This window comes from Variovorax sp. DAIF25 (assembly GCF_050711835.1).
Lineage (GTDB): Bacteria > Pseudomonadota > Gammaproteobacteria > Burkholderiales > Burkholderiaceae_C > Variovorax.
Genome location: NZ_CP136636.1, coordinates 1,585,150 through 1,600,886 on the forward strand (window position 1 = coordinate 1,585,150; position 15,737 = coordinate 1,600,886).

13 protein-coding genes are annotated in these 15,737 nt (G+C 69.3%); 11 read left to right on the top strand and 2 right to left on the bottom strand.

Annotated elements, in window-relative coordinates; genetic code table 11:
* The first annotated feature begins 134 nt into the window (after positions 1–134).
* From R0232_RS07290 to ygiD, 7 genes are all read left to right on the top strand, one after another.
* Positions 135–1,115, top strand: coding sequence for an ABC transporter permease (locus R0232_RS07290; RefSeq protein WP_093355481.1), 981 nt, complete (start codon positions 135–137; stop codon positions 1,113–1,115).
* Between the two features lies 1 nt (position 1,116).
* Entirely contained in the window at positions 1,117–2,427 is a 1,311-nt protein-coding gene (locus tag R0232_RS07295; protein ID WP_431511713.1) for a M20 aminoacylase family protein, read from the top strand.
* A gap of 32 nt (positions 2,428–2,459) precedes the next feature.
* Positions 2,460–4,043 (top strand): ABC transporter substrate-binding protein, encoded by a 1,584-nt coding sequence (locus R0232_RS07300; protein WP_093355484.1) that lies wholly within the window; start codon positions 2,460–2,462, stop codon positions 4,041–4,043.
* A 158-nt stretch (positions 4,044–4,201) separates the two neighbouring features.
* Positions 4,202–5,113: an ABC transporter permease gene (locus tag R0232_RS07305; RefSeq protein WP_208508448.1), complete on the top strand. Its 912-nt coding sequence runs from the start codon at positions 4,202–4,204 to the stop codon at positions 5,111–5,113.
* Between the two features lie 18 nt (positions 5,114–5,131).
* The gene (locus R0232_RS07310; RefSeq protein ID WP_296780711.1) at positions 5,132–6,202 is read left to right on the top strand and encodes an ABC transporter ATP-binding protein; all 1,071 of its coding nucleotides are present in this window, start codon (positions 5,132–5,134) and stop codon (positions 6,200–6,202) included.
* On the top strand, positions 6,199–7,227 hold the full coding sequence (locus R0232_RS07315) for an ABC transporter ATP-binding protein (protein ID WP_431511714.1): 1,029 nt from the start codon (positions 6,199–6,201) through the stop codon (positions 7,225–7,227). Before R0232_RS07310 ends, R0232_RS07315 begins: the two co-directional genes overlap by 4 nt.
* Positions 7,228–7,330: 103 nt before the next feature.
* Positions 7,331–8,257: a 4,5-DOPA dioxygenase extradiol gene (gene ygiD / locus R0232_RS07320; protein WP_431511715.1), complete on the top strand. Its 927-nt coding sequence runs from the start codon at positions 7,331–7,333 to the stop codon at positions 8,255–8,257.
* A gap of 1 nt (position 8,258) precedes the next feature.
* Here ygiD and zwf read toward each other — a convergent pair whose 3' ends face one another.
* A complete protein-coding gene (gene zwf / locus R0232_RS07325) occupies positions 8,259–9,728 on the bottom strand; it encodes a glucose-6-phosphate dehydrogenase (RefSeq protein WP_296783216.1) in 1,470 nt (489 codons plus the stop codon).
* A 153-nt stretch (positions 9,729–9,881) separates the two neighbouring features.
* Between zwf and R0232_RS07330 the strand changes: the two genes are divergently transcribed.
* Genes R0232_RS07330 through R0232_RS07345 form a run of 4 tightly spaced genes read left to right on the top strand, consistent with a single transcriptional unit; the run spans position 9,882 to position 14,910 of the window.
* On the top strand, positions 9,882–10,895 hold the full coding sequence (locus tag R0232_RS07330) for an ABC transporter substrate-binding protein (RefSeq protein WP_398501326.1): 1,014 nt from the start codon (positions 9,882–9,884) through the stop codon (positions 10,893–10,895).
* The gene (locus tag R0232_RS07335) at positions 10,896–13,181 is read left to right on the top strand and encodes an ABC transporter permease (RefSeq protein ID WP_431511716.1); all 2,286 of its coding nucleotides are present in this window, start codon (positions 10,896–10,898) and stop codon (positions 13,179–13,181) included.
* On the top strand, positions 13,178–14,224 hold the full coding sequence (locus tag R0232_RS07340; protein WP_431511717.1) for an ABC transporter ATP-binding protein: 1,047 nt from the start codon (positions 13,178–13,180) through the stop codon (positions 14,222–14,224). Before R0232_RS07335 ends, R0232_RS07340 begins: the two co-directional genes overlap by 4 nt.
* A 23-nt stretch (positions 14,225–14,247) precedes the next feature.
* Positions 14,248–14,910: an HAD family hydrolase gene (locus R0232_RS07345; RefSeq protein ID WP_431511718.1), complete on the top strand. Its 663-nt coding sequence runs from the start codon at positions 14,248–14,250 to the stop codon at positions 14,908–14,910.
* On the opposite strand, the gene R0232_RS07350 is transcribed toward R0232_RS07345, so the two are convergent.
* Positions 14,856–15,527, bottom strand: coding sequence for a lipocalin family protein (locus R0232_RS07350; RefSeq protein WP_431511719.1), 672 nt, complete (start codon positions 15,525–15,527; stop codon positions 14,856–14,858). The two genes, R0232_RS07345 and R0232_RS07350, sit on opposite strands and share 55 nt — an antisense overlap.
* Positions 15,528–15,737 lie beyond the last annotated feature (210 nt).

Here is a 15,737-nt window from a genome sequence, read left to right on the forward strand (position 1 = left end):
CGGCACCGGGTCCGTCGAGTTACCCTCGCGCCGCTCTCGAAAGAGTACACGCACCAAGCGCGTGCACCCCGGGGGAACCCCCGTGCGGGCACGCAGTTTGCACTGCTAGCATGCCTGCTCTTTTTCAGAACTGAATGATTGCCTTCGTACTGCGCCGCCTGATCCAGGCCGTGATCGTGATGGTCGCGGTCGCGTTCATTGCCTTCCTTCTCTTCCAATACGTGGGTGACCCGGTCGTGTTCCTGCTGGGCCAGGACGCCCGGCCCGAGCAGATCCGCGAAATGCGCTCCGCGCTGGGGCTCGACCGTCCCTTCTTCGTGCAGTTCTGGCATTTCCTGGTGAATGCCGCGCAGGGCGAATTCGGCCTGAGCCTGCGCCAGGGCGCCAAGGTCTCGCGCCTGATCGGCGAGCGCTTCCCGGCCACGCTCGAGCTGGCCCTGGTCGCCGCGCTGCTCGCGTTGCTGGTCGGCATCCCGATGGGCGTGTACACCGCGCTGCGCCGCGGCACCTTCATGAGCCAGGTCTTCATGACCGTCTCGCTGCTCGGCGTGTCGCTGCCCACCTTCCTGATCGGCATCCTGCTGATCCTGGTCTTCGCCGTCACGCTCGGCTGGTTCCCGAGCTTCGGCCGCGGCGACACCGTGCAGCTCGGCTGGTGGTCCACCGGCCTGCTCAAGTCCGACGGCTGGATGCACATCGTGCTGCCGGCGATCACGCTCGCGATCTTCCAGCTCACGCTGATCATGCGGCTGGTGCGCGCCGAGATGCTCGAAGTGCTGCGCACCGACTACATCAAGTTCGCGCGCGCACGCGGCCTGTCGAACCGGGCCATCCACTTCGGCCACGCGCTCAAGAACACGCTGGTGCCCGTGATGACCATCACCGGCCTGCAGCTCGGCGGCCTCATCGCCTTCGCGATCATCACCGAGTCGGTGTTCCAGTGGCCCGGCATGGGCCTGCTGTTCATCCAGGCCGTGACCTTCGCCGACATCCCCGTGATGGCCGCCTACCTGTGCCTGATCGCGCTGATCTTCGTCACCATCAACCTCATCGTGGACCTGCTGTATTTCGTGGTCGATCCGCGGCTGCGCATCGGCAAGGCGGGAGGACACTGACATGAGCGCCACCTCGAAGACGAGCGCAACGCGACCCGCACCCGCGCCGCCTCCCGCGCCCGCCGCGCGCCTGCAGGCCAACGGCCGCGCCTTCGCCCACATCGCGAGCTTCTATCCCGAGATCGAGGCCTTCCGGCGCGACCTGCATGCGCATCCCGAACTGGGCTTCGAGGAGGTCTACACCTCGGGCCGCGTGCGCGAGGCGCTGCGCGCCTGCGGCGTCGACGAGATCCACGAGGGCATCGGCAAGACCGGCCTGGTCGGCGTGATCCGCGGCCGCTCCACCGCCAGCGGCCGCATGATCGGCCTGCGCGCCGACATGGATGCGCTGCCGATGCGCGAGGACAACGACTTCGGCTGGCGCTCCGCCACCGAGGGCCTGATGCACGGCTGCGGCCACGACGGCCACACGGCCATGCTCGTGGGCGCGGCGCGTTACCTCGCCGAAACGCGCAACTTCGACGGCACCGCGGTGCTGATCTTCCAGCCCGGCGAGGAAGGCTACGCCGGTGCGCGCGTGATGATCGAGGACGGCCTGTTCGACCGCTTCCCGGTGCAGTCGGTCTATGCCATGCACAACTGGCCCGCGATGCCGGCCGGCACCGTCGGCATCAACCGCGGCGCGATGATGGCCGCGGCCGACCGCATCACGATCGAGATCAAGGGCAAGGGCGGCCATGGCGCGCATGCCTACCTCACGGTCGATCCGGTGATCGCCGCCGCCCACATCATCACGGCCGCGCAGACCATCGTGTCGCGCAACGTGCGACCGATCGACGCCGCCGTCGTCAGCATCTGCGCGATGCAGGCCGGCGACCTCGGCGCGATGAGCGTGGTGCCCGGCGAGGCCACGCTGGTCGGCACCGTGCGCACCTTCAGCGCGCGCGTGCAGGCGCAGGTCGAGCAGCGCCTGGGCGAGCTGTGCACTTCGATCGCCGCGGGCTTCGGCGCCACCGCCAGCATCAAGTACGAGCGCATCTACCCGGCCACCATCAACACCACGCCCGAGGCCATGTTCGCGGCCGACGTGGCCGAGTCGCTGGTCGGCGCCTCCAACGTCGACCGCAACATGGAGCCCAGCATGGGCGCCGAGGACTTCTCCTTCATGCTGCAGAAGAAGGCCGGCGCCTACCTGCGCATCGGCCAGGACGCGCGCCGCGGCGCCTTCCTGCACAACAGCCGCTACGACTTCAACGATGAGATCCTGCCGCTCGGCGCCGCGTTGCACGCCGGCCTGATCGAGCAGGGCATGCCGCTCGCCGCGACCCGCGGCGAGCAGCCCGAGAGAGCTGCCGCCACCGCGGCGCCTTGATTGTTTTGATCCCAACCCGAGGAGTGTTTCCCATGAGTCTCAGAAGAAATGTGGCCGCGGCCGCGGTCGTGTGCGCCCTGGGCGCCGTCAGCATGGTCGCCGGCGCGCAGACCATTCGCATCGCCAACCAGGGCGACGCGCTGTCGCTCGATCCGCACTCGCTCAACGAATCGCTGCAGCTCAGCGTGACGGCGAACGTCTACGAAACCCTCGTGGGCCGCAACAAGGACCTGAGCCTCGCGCCGCTCTTGGCCACCAGCTGGAAACAGACCTCGCCCGACGTCTGGCGCTTCGAGCTGCGCAAGGGCGTGGTGTTCCACGACGGCACGCCGTTCACCGCCGACGACGTGGTGTTCAGCTTCGCGCGCGCGCAGGGCGACGGCTCCGACATGAAGGCCACCCTCAGCGAGATCAAGGCCGTGCGCAAGGTCGGCGAGCTCGCCGTCGAGATCGAGACCAACGGCCCGTTCCCGATCCTGCCCGACGTGATCTCGCTGACGATGATCATGAGCAAGAAGTGGTGCGAGGAGAACCAGGCCACCAAGCCGGTCGACCGCCGCAAGGGCATCGAGAACACGGCCTCGTTCAAGGCCAACGGCACCGGCCCGTTCCGCGTGCGCGAACGCCAGCCGAACGTGCGCACCGTGTTCACGCGCAACGGCACCTACTGGGGCAAGATCGAAGGCAACGCGCAGGAGATCGTCTTCACGCCGATCGCCAACCCCGCCACCCGCGTGGCGGCGCTGGTCTCGGGTGAGGTCGACGTGATGGAGCCGGTGCCCGTGCAGGACATCGCGCGCATCAACGCCGCGCCCAACGCGCGCGTCATCACCGGCCCCGAGCTGCGCACCATCTTCCTGGGCATGGACCAGAAGCGCGACGAGCTGCAGTACTCGAACATCAAGGGCAAGAACCCGTTCAAGGACAAGCGCGTGCGCCAGGCCTTCTACCAGGCCATCGACATCGCCGGCATCCAGCGCACCGTGATGCGCGGCGCCTCGCGGCCCACCGGCCTGCTGGTCGGCCCCGGCATCAACGGCTGGACCGCCGAGCAGGACAAGCGCCTGCCCTTCGACGTCGAGGCCGCCAAGAAGCTGCTGACCGAGGCCGGCTATCCGAACGGCTTCGAGGTCTCGCTCAACTGCCCGAACGACCGCTACGTCAACGACGGCCAGATCTGCCAGAGCGTGGCCGCCAACCTCGCGAAGATCGGCGTCAAGATCAACCTCGTGGCCGAGACCAAGGGCACCTACTTCCCGAAGATCCTGCGCCGCGACACCAGCTTCTACATGCTGGGCTGGACCCCGACCACCTACGACTCGCACAACGCGCTGAGCTCGCTGACCTCCTGCCCCGACGACAAGGGCACGGGCCAGTTCAACCTGGGCGCCTACTGCAATCCCAAGCTCGACGAGGTCACGAAGAAGATCCAGTCCGAGAGCGACAAGGCCAAGCGCAACGAGCTGATCAAGGAAGCCTTCAAGATCCATGCGGACGACGTCGGCACGCTGCCGCTGCATCAGCAGTCGCTGGCCTGGGGCGTGAGCAAGAAGGTCGAGCTGGTGCAGCTGGCCGACAACTTCATGTATTTCAAGTGGATGAGCGTCAAGCCCTGATGGGGCCCTTCGCTGCTCTTGCGGCCTGACCATGGGCCCGCTTCTTGCGGGCCCATTCCTTTTGCTTTCACGATGAAAAACAACCCCCACGCTCTCCTTGCTGCGCAAGGTCCGCTGCCCCCCGAGGGGGCCGCTTTTCCTCTTGGGGCGGCCCGGCGATGAAAAGAACCATAGCCCGCTGGTTCGACAGCGATGTCGGCTACAGCTTCCGCACCTCGCCGGTGGCGATCGTCGCGGCGCTGATCGCGCTGACCTGCCTGTTCTGCGCGGCCTTCGCCGGCTGGGTGTCGCCGCACAACCCCTTCGATCTCGCATCGCTCGAACTCGGCGATGCGCGCCTGCCGCCGGCCTGGACCACCGACGGTTCGGCCAAATACCTGCTGGGCACCGACGACCAGGGCCGCGACATCCTCTCGGCCGTGATCTACGGCGCACGCATCTCGCTGATCGTCGGCGTGGTGTCGGTGGTGCTGTCGGTCTTCGTCGGCGTCGTGCTGGGCCTGTTGGCCGGCTTCTTCGGCGGCTGGCTCGACACCTTCCTCATGCGCCTGTGCGACGTGATGCTCTCGTTCCCGCCGATCCTGGTCGCGCTGCTGATCGCCGGCGTGGGCCGCGCGCTGTTCCCGCATGCCAACGATTCGCTGGCCTTCGGCGTGCTCATCATCTCCATCTCGCTGACCGGCTGGGTGCAGTACGCACGCACCGTGCGCGGCTCCACGCTGGTGGAGCGCAGCAAGGAGTACGTGCAGGCCGCGCGCGTCACCGGCGTCGCGCCGATCCGCATCATGCTGCGCCACGTGCTGCCCAACGTGCTCGGGCCGGTGATGGTGCTGGCCACGATCCAGGTCGCGACCGCGATCATCACCGAGGCCACGCTGTCCTTCCTCGGCGTCGGCGTGCCGCCGACCTCGCCCTCGCTGGGCACGCTCATCAGCATCGGCAACCAGTACCTGTTCTCGGGCGAATGGTGGATCACCGTGTTCCCCGGCGCGATGCTGGTGCTGATCGCACTCAGCGTGAACCTGCTGGGCGACTGGCTGCGCGATGCGCTCAACCCGCGGCTGCGCTGAAGAAGCGGGAGACACGCCATGACACTGCTCCAGGTCAAGAACCTCGTCGTCGAATTTCCGAACCGCCGCGGCACGCTACGCGCGCTCGACGACATCTCCTTCGACATCGCGCCCGGCGAGATCCTCGGTGTGGTCGGCGAATCGGGTGCCGGTAAGTCGCTCACGGGCGCCTCGATCATCGGCCTGCTCGAACCGCCGGGCCGCGTGGCCGGCGGCCAGATCCTGCTCGAGGGCCAGCGCATCGACAACCTCGGCTTCGATGCGATGCGGCCGATCCGCGGCCGCAAGATCGGCGCGATCTTCCAGGACCCGCTGACCTCGCTGAACCCGCTCTACACGGTGGGCCGGCAGCTCATCGAAACCATCCGCACCCACCTGCCGGTAACCGAATCGGAAGCGCGCAAGCGCGCCATCGGCCTGCTGCAGGACACCGGCATTCCCGCCGCCGAGCAGCGCATCGACCACTTCCCGCACCAGTTCTCGGGCGGCATGCGCCAGCGCGTGGTGATCGCGCTCGCGCTCGCGGCCGAGCCCAAGCTGATCGTGGCCGACGAGCCGACCACCGCGCTCGACGTGTCGATCCAGGCGCAGATCATCCAGTTGCTCAAGCGCATCTGCAAGGACCGCGGCGCGGCCGTGATGCTGATCACGCACGACATGGGCGTGATCGCCGAGACCTGCGACCGCGTGGCCGTGATGTATGCGGGCCGCATCGCCGAGATCGGCCCGGTGCACGAGGTCATCCACCAGGCGGCGCATCCCTACACCGCGGGCCTGATGGCTTCCATCCCCGACATGGCGAGCGACCGCGAGCGCCTGAACCAGATCGACGGCGCGATGCCGCGGCTCAATGCGATCCCCAAGGGCTGCGCCTACAACCCGCGCTGCCCGCGCACCTTCGCGCGCTGCCTCGAGGAGCGGCCCGAGCTGATGCACGCGGGCGCCACGCGTGCCGCCTGCTGGCTGCACGACGCGACCGATCCGCACACCGGCCAGGCCGAGATCGCGGCGAAGCATCACGATGCGCTCGTGGCCGGCGAACGCGCCACGCCCGAGGCGGCCGAACCGATCGTGGAGGTGACGCGATGAGTGCCGTGATCGAACCCGGCGAGGCCACCGGCGGCGAGCCGCTCGTGGTGGCCCACGACCTCGCACGCACCTTCGACGTCTCGCCGCCCTGGCTCAACCGCGTGCTCGAGCGCAAGCCGCGCGTGCTGCTGCATGCGGTCGATGGCGTGAGCTTCTCGATCGAGCGCGGCAAGACGCTCGCGCTGGTCGGCGAATCGGGCTGTGGCAAGAGCACGGTCGCGCGCCTGCTCGTGGGCCTGTATGCGCCCACGCGCGGCGGGCTGCAGTTCGACGGCCAGGACGCGCACGCGGCCTTCAAGACCGCCGAGGGCCGCAAGCTGCGCCGCCGCATCCAGATGATCTTCCAGGACCCCTACGCGAGCCTCAACCCGCGCTGGATCGTCGAGGACATCATCGGCGAGCCGCTGCGCGAGCACGGCATCCTCAGCGACAAGGCCCAGCTGCGCGAGCGCGTGGGCCAACTGCTGCAGTCGGTGGGCCTGTCGCCGCTGGACATGAGCAAGTACCCGCACCAGTTCTCGGGCGGCCAGCGCCAGCGCATCTCGATCGCGCGCGCGCTGGCCACGCAGCCCGAGTTCCTGGTCTGCGACGAGCCCACCTCGGCGCTCGACGTGAGCGTGCAGGCGCAGGTGCTCAACATCATGAAGGACCTGCAGCGCGAACAGGGCCTGACCTACCTGTTCATCTCGCACAACCTCGCGGTGGTGCGCCACGTGGCCGACCAGGTGGGCGTGATGTACCTGGGGCGGCTGGTGGAGGTGGCGGACAAGCAGAAGCTGTTCGCGACGCCGCAGCATCCGTACACGCGCATGCTGCTCGACGCGATTCCGCAGATGAAGCACACGGGGCGAGCGCGCACGCCGGTGCAGGGCGAGGTGCCGAATCCGCTGAACCCGCCCGCGGGTTGCGCTTTTCATCCGCGCTGCCCGCATGCCAATGCGCGCTGCTCGGCCGAGCGGCCGAAGCTCCAGAGCATCCGTGGCGTGCAGGTGGCCTGCCATGCGGCGGAGGAGGGGCGAATCTGAAGATCGGGTCGGGCGCACGAAGATGTGCGCAAAGGCACAGCCGGGCGCGCCGCATCGCGGCACAGTGGCGCGGCCTCTTTTGCACCGCGCCATGCCCCTTCCGATGACACCTCTTCCTTCCGACGCCGGCGCGCTGCGTGCGCTTGGCCGCCGCGGCTTCCTCATGGGCTCGGCGCTCGGCGCGACCGCCGTGCTGGGCACGCTGGCCTCGGTCTCTCAGGCGGTGTCGGCCGCCGGTGGTACGCCCGCGCGGCGCATGCCGGTGATCTTCATCGGCCACGGTTCGCCGATGAATGCGCTGGCCGACAACGCCTTCACGCGCCGGCTCGTCGCCTGGGGCCACGAACTGCCGCGGCCCACGGCCATCCTCAGCGTCTCGGCGCACTGGCTCAGCAGCGGCGCGACCGGCGTCGGCGTGCAGGCCCGGCCCCGGACCATCCACGACTTCGGCGGCTTTCCGCAGGCGCTGCACGACATCGACTACCCCGCACCCGGCCATCCCGCGCTCGCGCGCGACGCGGCCGCGGCGGTGAAGCAGTCACCGGTGGTCGCCACCGAGCAATGGGGCCTGGACCACGGCACCTGGACCGTGCTCAGGCATCTCTATCCGAAGGCCGACGTGCCGGTGTTCCAGCTCAGCATCGACTACGACAAGCCCGCGGCCTTCCATTACGCGGTGGGGCGCGACCTCGCCGCGCTGCGCGACAAGGGCGTGCTGGTGATGGGCAGCGGCAACGTGGTGCACAACCTGCGCGCCACCGACCGCGGCACGCCCGACGGCCCGGCAGCGAGCCGGCCCTGGGCCCAGTCCTTCGACGATGCGGTGAAGGCCGCGCTGGCCGGCCGCGACGACCGCGCGCTGATCGGCTATGAAAGGCTTACGGGCGCATCGACCGCGGTGGCCACGCCCGATCACTACTTTCCGTTTCTCTACGCGCTCGGCGCCGCGGGGGCGGGCGAGCGCGCGAAGACGGTCTACGAGGGCTTCCAGTCGGGCACGCTCGGCATGCGCTGCGTGCAGTTCGGCTGAGCTACTGCTCCTCGCCCCACGAGAACCCGTCGCGCGCGATCATCGCGCTCGATGCGCTCGGGCCCCAGGTGCCGGCCGCATAGGGGCGTGGTCCGCCGTCGCTGGCCCAGCTGTCGATCAGCGGCTCGACCCAGCGCCATGCCTCTTCCTGCTCGTCGCTGCGCACGAACAGGTTGAGCCGGCCGTCGATCACGTCGAGCAGCAGCCGTTCGTAGGCACCCACGCGCTCGGAACCGAAGCGCTTGTCGAAGTCGAGGTCGAGCTGCACCGGTGCGAGCTGGGGCGCGCTGTCCTGGCGGCCGTTGCTGCGGCGGTTGTCCTGCGCCTGCGCGAGCATGTGCAGCTCGAGCCCGTCCTTGGGCTGCAGGTTGATCACGAACTTGTTCGCGCTGCCGGACGGCGCGCGGAAGATCGCGTGCGGCGTCGGGCGGAAGTTGACCTCGATGCGCGCGTCGCGCGAGGCCAGCCGCTTGCCGGTGCGGATGTAGAAGGGCACGCCGGCCCAGCGCCAGTTGGCGATCTCGGTGCGCAGCGCGACGAAGGTCTCGGTGCGGCTCTCGCGGTCGACGCCGGGTTCGTCGCGGTAGCCCGGCACGCGCTCGCCGTAGGCCGTGCCGGCCGTGTACTGGCCGCGCACCGTGTGCAGGCCCAGCGTCTCGGGCGTCCAGGGCTTGAGGGCGCGCAGCACCTTGAGCTTCTCGTCGCGGATCGCGTCGGCGTGCGAGTTGATCGGCGGCTCCATGCCGATCGCGCACAGCAGCTGCAGCGCATGGTTCTGCACCATGTCGCGCAGCGCGCCGGTCTGGTCGTAGAAGGCGCCGCGCTTTTCCACGCCCAGGTCCTCGGCGATGGTGATCTGGATGTTGGCGATGTGCTCGCGGCGCCAGATGGGTTCGAACAGCGCGTTGCCGAAGCGCATCGCGAACAGGTTCTGCACCGAGGGCTTGCCGAGGTAGTGGTCGATGCGGAAGACCTGCTTCTCCTCGAGCACCTTGCCCACCGCGGCGTTGATCGCGCGGTTGGAGGCCAGGTCGTGGCCCAGCGGCTTCTCGAGCACGATGCGGGTGCGCGCGCCGTTGAGGCCGGCGGCCGCGATCTGCTCGACCACCTGCGTGAACAGGCCCGGCGCGGTGGCGACATACATCACGACCGTGTCGGCATCGCGCTGCTTGAGCAGGTCGGACAGGCGCGCATAGTCGTCGGGCTTCGACAGGTCCATGCGCAGGTAGTGCAGCATCGAGGCGAACTTCTCGAACTCCTCGGGCGAGGGCCGCTTGGCGCCTTCGACGGCATTGAAGCGCGACTGGATCAGCTCGCGGTACTGGTCGTCCGACAGGTTGTCCCGCGCCACGCCGACGATGCGCCCGTCCTTCGGTAGGCTCCCGTGCCGGAAGGCCTGGAACAGAGCGGGCATCAGCTTGCGCCATGCGAGATCGCCGGTGCCGCCGAACAGAACGAGATCGAAGCTCATGGGGAACACTTTCCTTGGGTCTGTGGGGCGAGCAGGCAATGTGCCGGCCCGCCAATCGCGATGGTACTTGTACCAATTCCATGCACTTGTACTAAAGCTACGCTGAACCCATGGCCGGGAGGCCTTTTTTTATTGAACGAAGCGGAGAACTCCATGAAGAAGCTTTTTGTTGCGGCAGCGCTGCTGGGTGGATCGGCGATGGCATCGGCCCAGGGCACGGTCAACGTGATCTGCTCGGTGCAGGCCGAGTGGTGCAGCGTGATCTCGACCGTGTATGCGCGCACCACCGGCACCCGCATCAACATGGCGCTCAAGGGCTCGGGCGAGGCACTGGCCCAGCTCATCGCCGAGAAGGACAACCCCAAGACCGACGTCTGGTTCGGCGGCACCGGCGACCCGCACCTGCAGGCGGCCGAGCAGGGCCTGACGCTCGAGTACAAGTCGCCCTCGCTGTCGCAGCTGCATGCCTGGGCCCAGCAGCAGGCGAAGCAGTCGGGCTACAGGACCGTGGGCATCTACTCGGGCCCGCTGGGCTTCGGCTACAACCCCGAGCTGTTGGCCAAGAAGAAGCTGCCCGTGCCCAGGACCTGGGCCGACCTGCTCAAGCCCGAGTACAAGGGCGACATCCAGGTGGCCAACCCCGCCTCGAGCGGCACGGCCTACACCATGATCGCCACGCTGGTGCAGCTCATGGGCGAGGACAAGGCCTTCGACTACCTCAAGGCGCTGCACAGGAACGTTGGCCAGTACACGCGCTCGGGCACCGGCCCGATCAAGGCCGTGGCGCGCGGCGAGACCGCGGTGTCGATCAGCTTCGTGCACGACGGCCCGGGCGAGAAGATGCAGGGCTTCCCGGTCGAGACCATCACGCCGAGCGACGGCACCGGCGCCGAGATCGGCTCCATGAGCATCATCAAGGGCGCGCGCAACCTCGAGGCCGCGAAGAAGTTCTACGAATGGGCGCTCACGCCGGCCGCGCAGGAGCTCGGCGCCGCCAACAAGCAGTTCCAGCTGCCGAGCAATGCCGCCGCCAAGCTCGATCCGCGCATCCCCGACTTCAAGAAGATCAAGTTCATCGACTACGACTACGCCAAGTACGGCGCCAGCGCCGAGCGCCGCCGCCTGATCGCGCGCTGGGAGAAGGACGTCAACTCGCTGCCGCGCTAAGTGGAAGCGCGTTCCATCGGGGCCTCGCCCCGCGCGGCGGTCCCGCGCAATCCGGCGTCGGAGGCCGCGGCGCGGCGCACCCAGCGCTGGATCCGCGCCTGGGTGCTGCTGGGCCTCGCGGCCTACCTGCTGCTGCCCTGGTATGCGATCCAGGATGCGACCTGGTACGAGGCCGTTCCGCAGGTCTTCGGCAACGCCGAGGGCGCCAATGGCCTGATGCAGGCCGCCACGCAGGGGCGCGTGTGGCTGTTCGTCGGGCTGGCGGGCCTGCTGGTCTGCGCCGTCGGCGCCTGGCTGCCGCCAGGCCGCGCGCAGGGCCGCTGGCTGCTGGCCGGCGGCGCGGGCGGTGCCCTGGGGCTCGCGCTCGCGGGCTTCGCGATCGGCGCGCGCGGCTGGGCCTTCGCGGCGCTCGAGGCGCGCTTCGGTGAGCTCGGGGTCAACCAGTTCGGCATCGGCGCCGGCGGCTTCGTGGCGCTCGTTGCGCTGGTGCTGCTCGCGGCCTTCGGCGTCGCGCGGCTCGGCCGCTTCAAGGGCGACCTGTTCGTGGCCGCCTCGGTGCTCGGCTGCGGCGTGTTGATGGCGCTGTTCATCGCCTACCCGGTGAGCCGCGCGCTGTCGGGCGCCTTCCTCGACGAGGACGGCCGCGTGTCGATCGCCGCCTTCCTCGCGCGCGTCTTCACCGAGCGCATCTGGGGCCTGGGCTGCCTCGCGGGCGGGGTGCGCTGCGGCGTGGCCTGGAACACGCTGGTGCTGGCGCTGCTGACGGCCGCGGGCACCACCTTCCTCGGCACGCTGATGGCGCTGATGGCCGAGCGCGGCAGCCGGCGCGGACAGGGCGCGTTGCGGGTGCTGGCGCTGCTGCCGATCATCACGCCGCCCTTCGTGGTGGGCCTCGGCCTGATCCTGCTGTTCGGCCGCGCGGGCATCGTCAACCAGGGGCTCGAAAGCGTGTTCGGCATCGAGCCCACGCGCTGGTTCTACGGCATGCCCGGCGTGCTGGTGGCGCAGCTGTTCGCCTTCACGCCGATCGCCTTCATGATCATGCGCGGCGTGGTGCAGGGCATCGCGCCCAGCCTCGAGGAGGCCGCGCAGATGCTGCGCGCCGACCGGCGCCGCGCCTTCTTCACCATCACGCTGCCGCTGCTCAAGCCCGGGCTGGCCAATGCCTTCCTGGTGGGCTTCATCGAGAGCATCGCCGACTTCGGCAACCCGGTGGTGGTGGGCGGCCAGTTCTCGGTGCTGTCGACCGACATCTTCTTCGCCATCGTCGGCGCGCAGTACGACCAGGGCCGCGCGGCCTCGCTGGCCTGGGTGCTGACCTTGTTCGCGCTCGGCGTGTTCGCGCTGCAGCGCGGCCTGCTCGGCAGGCAGAACTACACCACCGTCAGCGGCAAGGGCGACGCCGGCATCCCGATGGCGCTGCCCGATGGCGTGCGCCGCACCATCCACTGCATCGCGCTGCCGTGGATCGCCTTCACGGCCGTGGTCTACCTGTTCGCCTTCGCGGGCGGCTTCGTGCAGACCTGGGGGCGCGACTACAGCTTCACCTTGCAGCATTTCAAGACCGCGTTCGCGCTCGAGTGGGGCCAGTTCGGGCTGGTGTGGGCCGGCACGGCCTGGAACTCGCTGCTCACCACGCTCAAGCTCGCGGGCATCTCGGCGCCGATCACCGCGGCACTGGGCCTGCTGATCGCCTGGCTGCTGGCGCGCAACGAGTTCAAGGGGCAGGGCGCCTTCGAGTTCGGCGCGCTGCTGGCCTTCGCGATCCCGGGCACGGTGCTCGGCGTGAGCTACATCCTGGCCTTCAACGTGCCGCCGTTCGAGCTCACGGGCACCGGGCTCATCATCGTGCTGTGCTTCATGTTCCGCAACCTGCCGGTGGGCGTGCGCGCGGGCACCGCGGCCTTCAAGCAGCTCGACCGCTCGCTCGACGAGGCCTCGCTGATGCTGCGCGCCTCGACCTCGCAGACGCTGTTCAAGGTGGTGCTGCCGCTGCTCAAGCCGGCGCTGGTGGCGGCGCTGGTCTACAGCTTCGTGCGCGCGATGACGACCGTGAGCGCGGTGATCTTCCTGGTCACGGCCGAGAACGAACTGGCCACCACCTACATCATCGGCCGCGTCGGCAATGGCGACTACGGCATCGCGCTGGCCTACTGCACGGTGCTGATGATCCTGATGTCGCTCGCGATCGCGCTGGTGCAATGGGTGGTGGGCGAACGCAGGCTGGGACGGCGCGGCACGGCGCCCGGGCACCAGGGGCATCACAAGATGGAGGGGCTGGCATGAACACGGGGATCGAATTTCGCGATGTCACCAAGCGCTATGGCGCCGACCGCAACGCGCCGCTGGCGGTCAAGGGCATCAGCTTCGAGGTGCCCGAGGGCACGCTGACCACCATCCTCGGCCCCTCGGGCTGCGGCAAGACCACCACCCTGCGCATGATCGCGGGGCTCGAGTCGCCGACCTCGGGCGCGATCTTCATGGGCGGGCGCGACGTCACCACGCTCGGGCCGGCCGAGCGCAACGTCAGCATGATGTTCCAGAGCTATGCGCTGTTCCCGCATATGGACGTGATCGGCAACGTGGGCTATGGCCTGCGCATGAGCGGCGTGAAGAAGGACGAGGCCACGGCGCGTGCGCGCGAGGCGCTGCGCGGCGTGGGCCTGGTGGGCTTCGACCAGCGGCTGCCGAGCGAGCTCTCGGGCGGCCAGCAGCAGCGCGTGGCGCTGGCGCGCGCGCTGGTGCTCGAGCCCGCGGTGCTGCTGTTCGACGAGCCGCTGTCGAACCTCGACGCGCGGCTGCGGCGCGAGATGCGCGAGGAGATCCGCTCACTGCAGCAGCGGCTCAAGCTCACGGTGGCCTATGTCACGCACGACCAGAGCGAGGCGCTGGCCGTGAGCGACCAGATCATCGTGATGGACCACGGCGTGATCGCCCAGCGCGGCACGCCCGAGCAGCTCTACGGCCGGCCCGAGAGCGAGTTCGTCGCGGGCTTCATGGGCGAGGCGATGGTGTTCCCGGCCGTGGCCGGCGCCGACGGCGACGTCACGCTCGGGCCGCTGCGGCTGCGGCCGCGCCATGCGGTGGCGCCGGGCGCGGTCAAGGTGGCGGTGCGGCCCGAGGCCTGGCGCATCGGCGAAGCCTCGGCGGCCGACACCGGCCTGCCGGCCACGCTGCGGAAAGTGGCCTACCTCGGCAGCTTCTACGAGTACGGCTTCGACACGCCGCTGGGCGCGGTCTTCGTGGTCTCGACCGACCTGTCGAACCCGCTGGCCGCGGGCGCGCAGACCCGGCTCTCCCTGGGGACGCACGGCGTCAGCGTGGTGTAGCGCGCGCATGGAACAATGGCGCCATGAACGTGGTTTTCGATCTTGGCGCCGTGCTCTTCACCTGGGAGCCCACCCGGCTGGTCCAGGCCCATCTGGCGGAGCATGCGCCCACTGAATCCGCCGCAGCGGCCCTGGGCCGCGCGCTTTTCCATCACGACGACTGGACCAGCTTCGACTGCGGCACCCGCACGCTCGAGGAAGCCGTCGCCCGCATGGCGGCCCGGCTCTCGCTGCCGGCCGACCGGCTGCTGGCCATGCTCGACGGACTCGGCGAACGGCTGGCGCCCATCGATGTCACGGTGGCGCTGCTCGAGGATCTGTTCGAGCGCCGCGAGGCCGGCGAGCCGCTGAAGCTCTACTACCTCTCGAACATGCCCGCGCCCTATGCACGCGCGATCATGGCGCGCCATGGCTTCATGCGGCGTTTCGACGGCGGCGTGTTCTCGGGCGACGTGAAGTTCCTGAAGCCGCATCGCGAGATCTACGAACTGCTCGCGGTGCGCCATGCGCTGGCGGCGGAGCAGACGGTGTTCATCGACGATTCGGCCCCCAACGTGGAAGCCGCGCGCGCCTTCGGCTGGCACGCGATCCACTGCACCGCGCCGGCCACGCTCGCGACCCAGCTCTCGCGCTACCTGCCGGTGCGCTCGACCTTGTCGATGTCGAAGCCCAGGCTGCCCGCGTAGTCGAGTTCGGCCTGCAGCGTTGCGTCGTCCAGGCAGGGGGCGCGCGACAGCACCCACAGGTACTCGCGATTCGGCGTGCCGACCAGCGCCACCTGGTAGTCGCGGTCCAGCTTCAGGATCCAGTAGTCGCCCCACACCACCGGCAGCCAGGCCAGCCACGAGGGCGCGAAGCGCACCTCGAGCCGGCCCGCGCCGGGCTGGCCCGCCACCGGCACCACGCGCGCGGTGCCCAGCGATTCCTCGAAATTGCCGTCGGCGCGTTCGCAGCGGTTGAGCACCTCGATCGTGCCGTCGGGCCGCGGCGTGTAATTGGCCGTGACCGGGCCGGCGCAGGATTTCTGGAAGCGGTTCGGAAGCCGCGCCTGTTCGTGCCAGAGGCCGGCATAGCGGTGCAGGTCCACCGGCGCCACCACCTGCAGCGGCGCGCGCATCAGCGGGGCGCCGTCGGCCGGGCCGGCCAACTTGACGCGCGAGCGGCGCGCGGCATCCAGCGCGAGCCAGGCCGCCGCGCCGCCGATCACGAAGGCCGTGGCCAGCGTGCCGATGGCGGCACTGGTGCGGCGGTCGTCGAAGGTGGCGAGGTCGGTGGAGGCTGCGGGAGGAAGTCTGCGCTGCATGTAGGGGGCTCCTGGGGGTCGGGACGGCGAATCCGGCGATTCGCAAAGGAAAGGATTCTTCAGCCTAGGCGGGTCCGCGGGCCGGCGCCGTCAGCCGTGGACCACAGCGCCTGTAGGGCGGCATGGGGCCGAAACCCTGCTGGCCGCATGTTGTTCGCGCCGTCATGGAACAGGGTGCCAAGCCGTGCTACGGTGCGCATGAAAGCATCG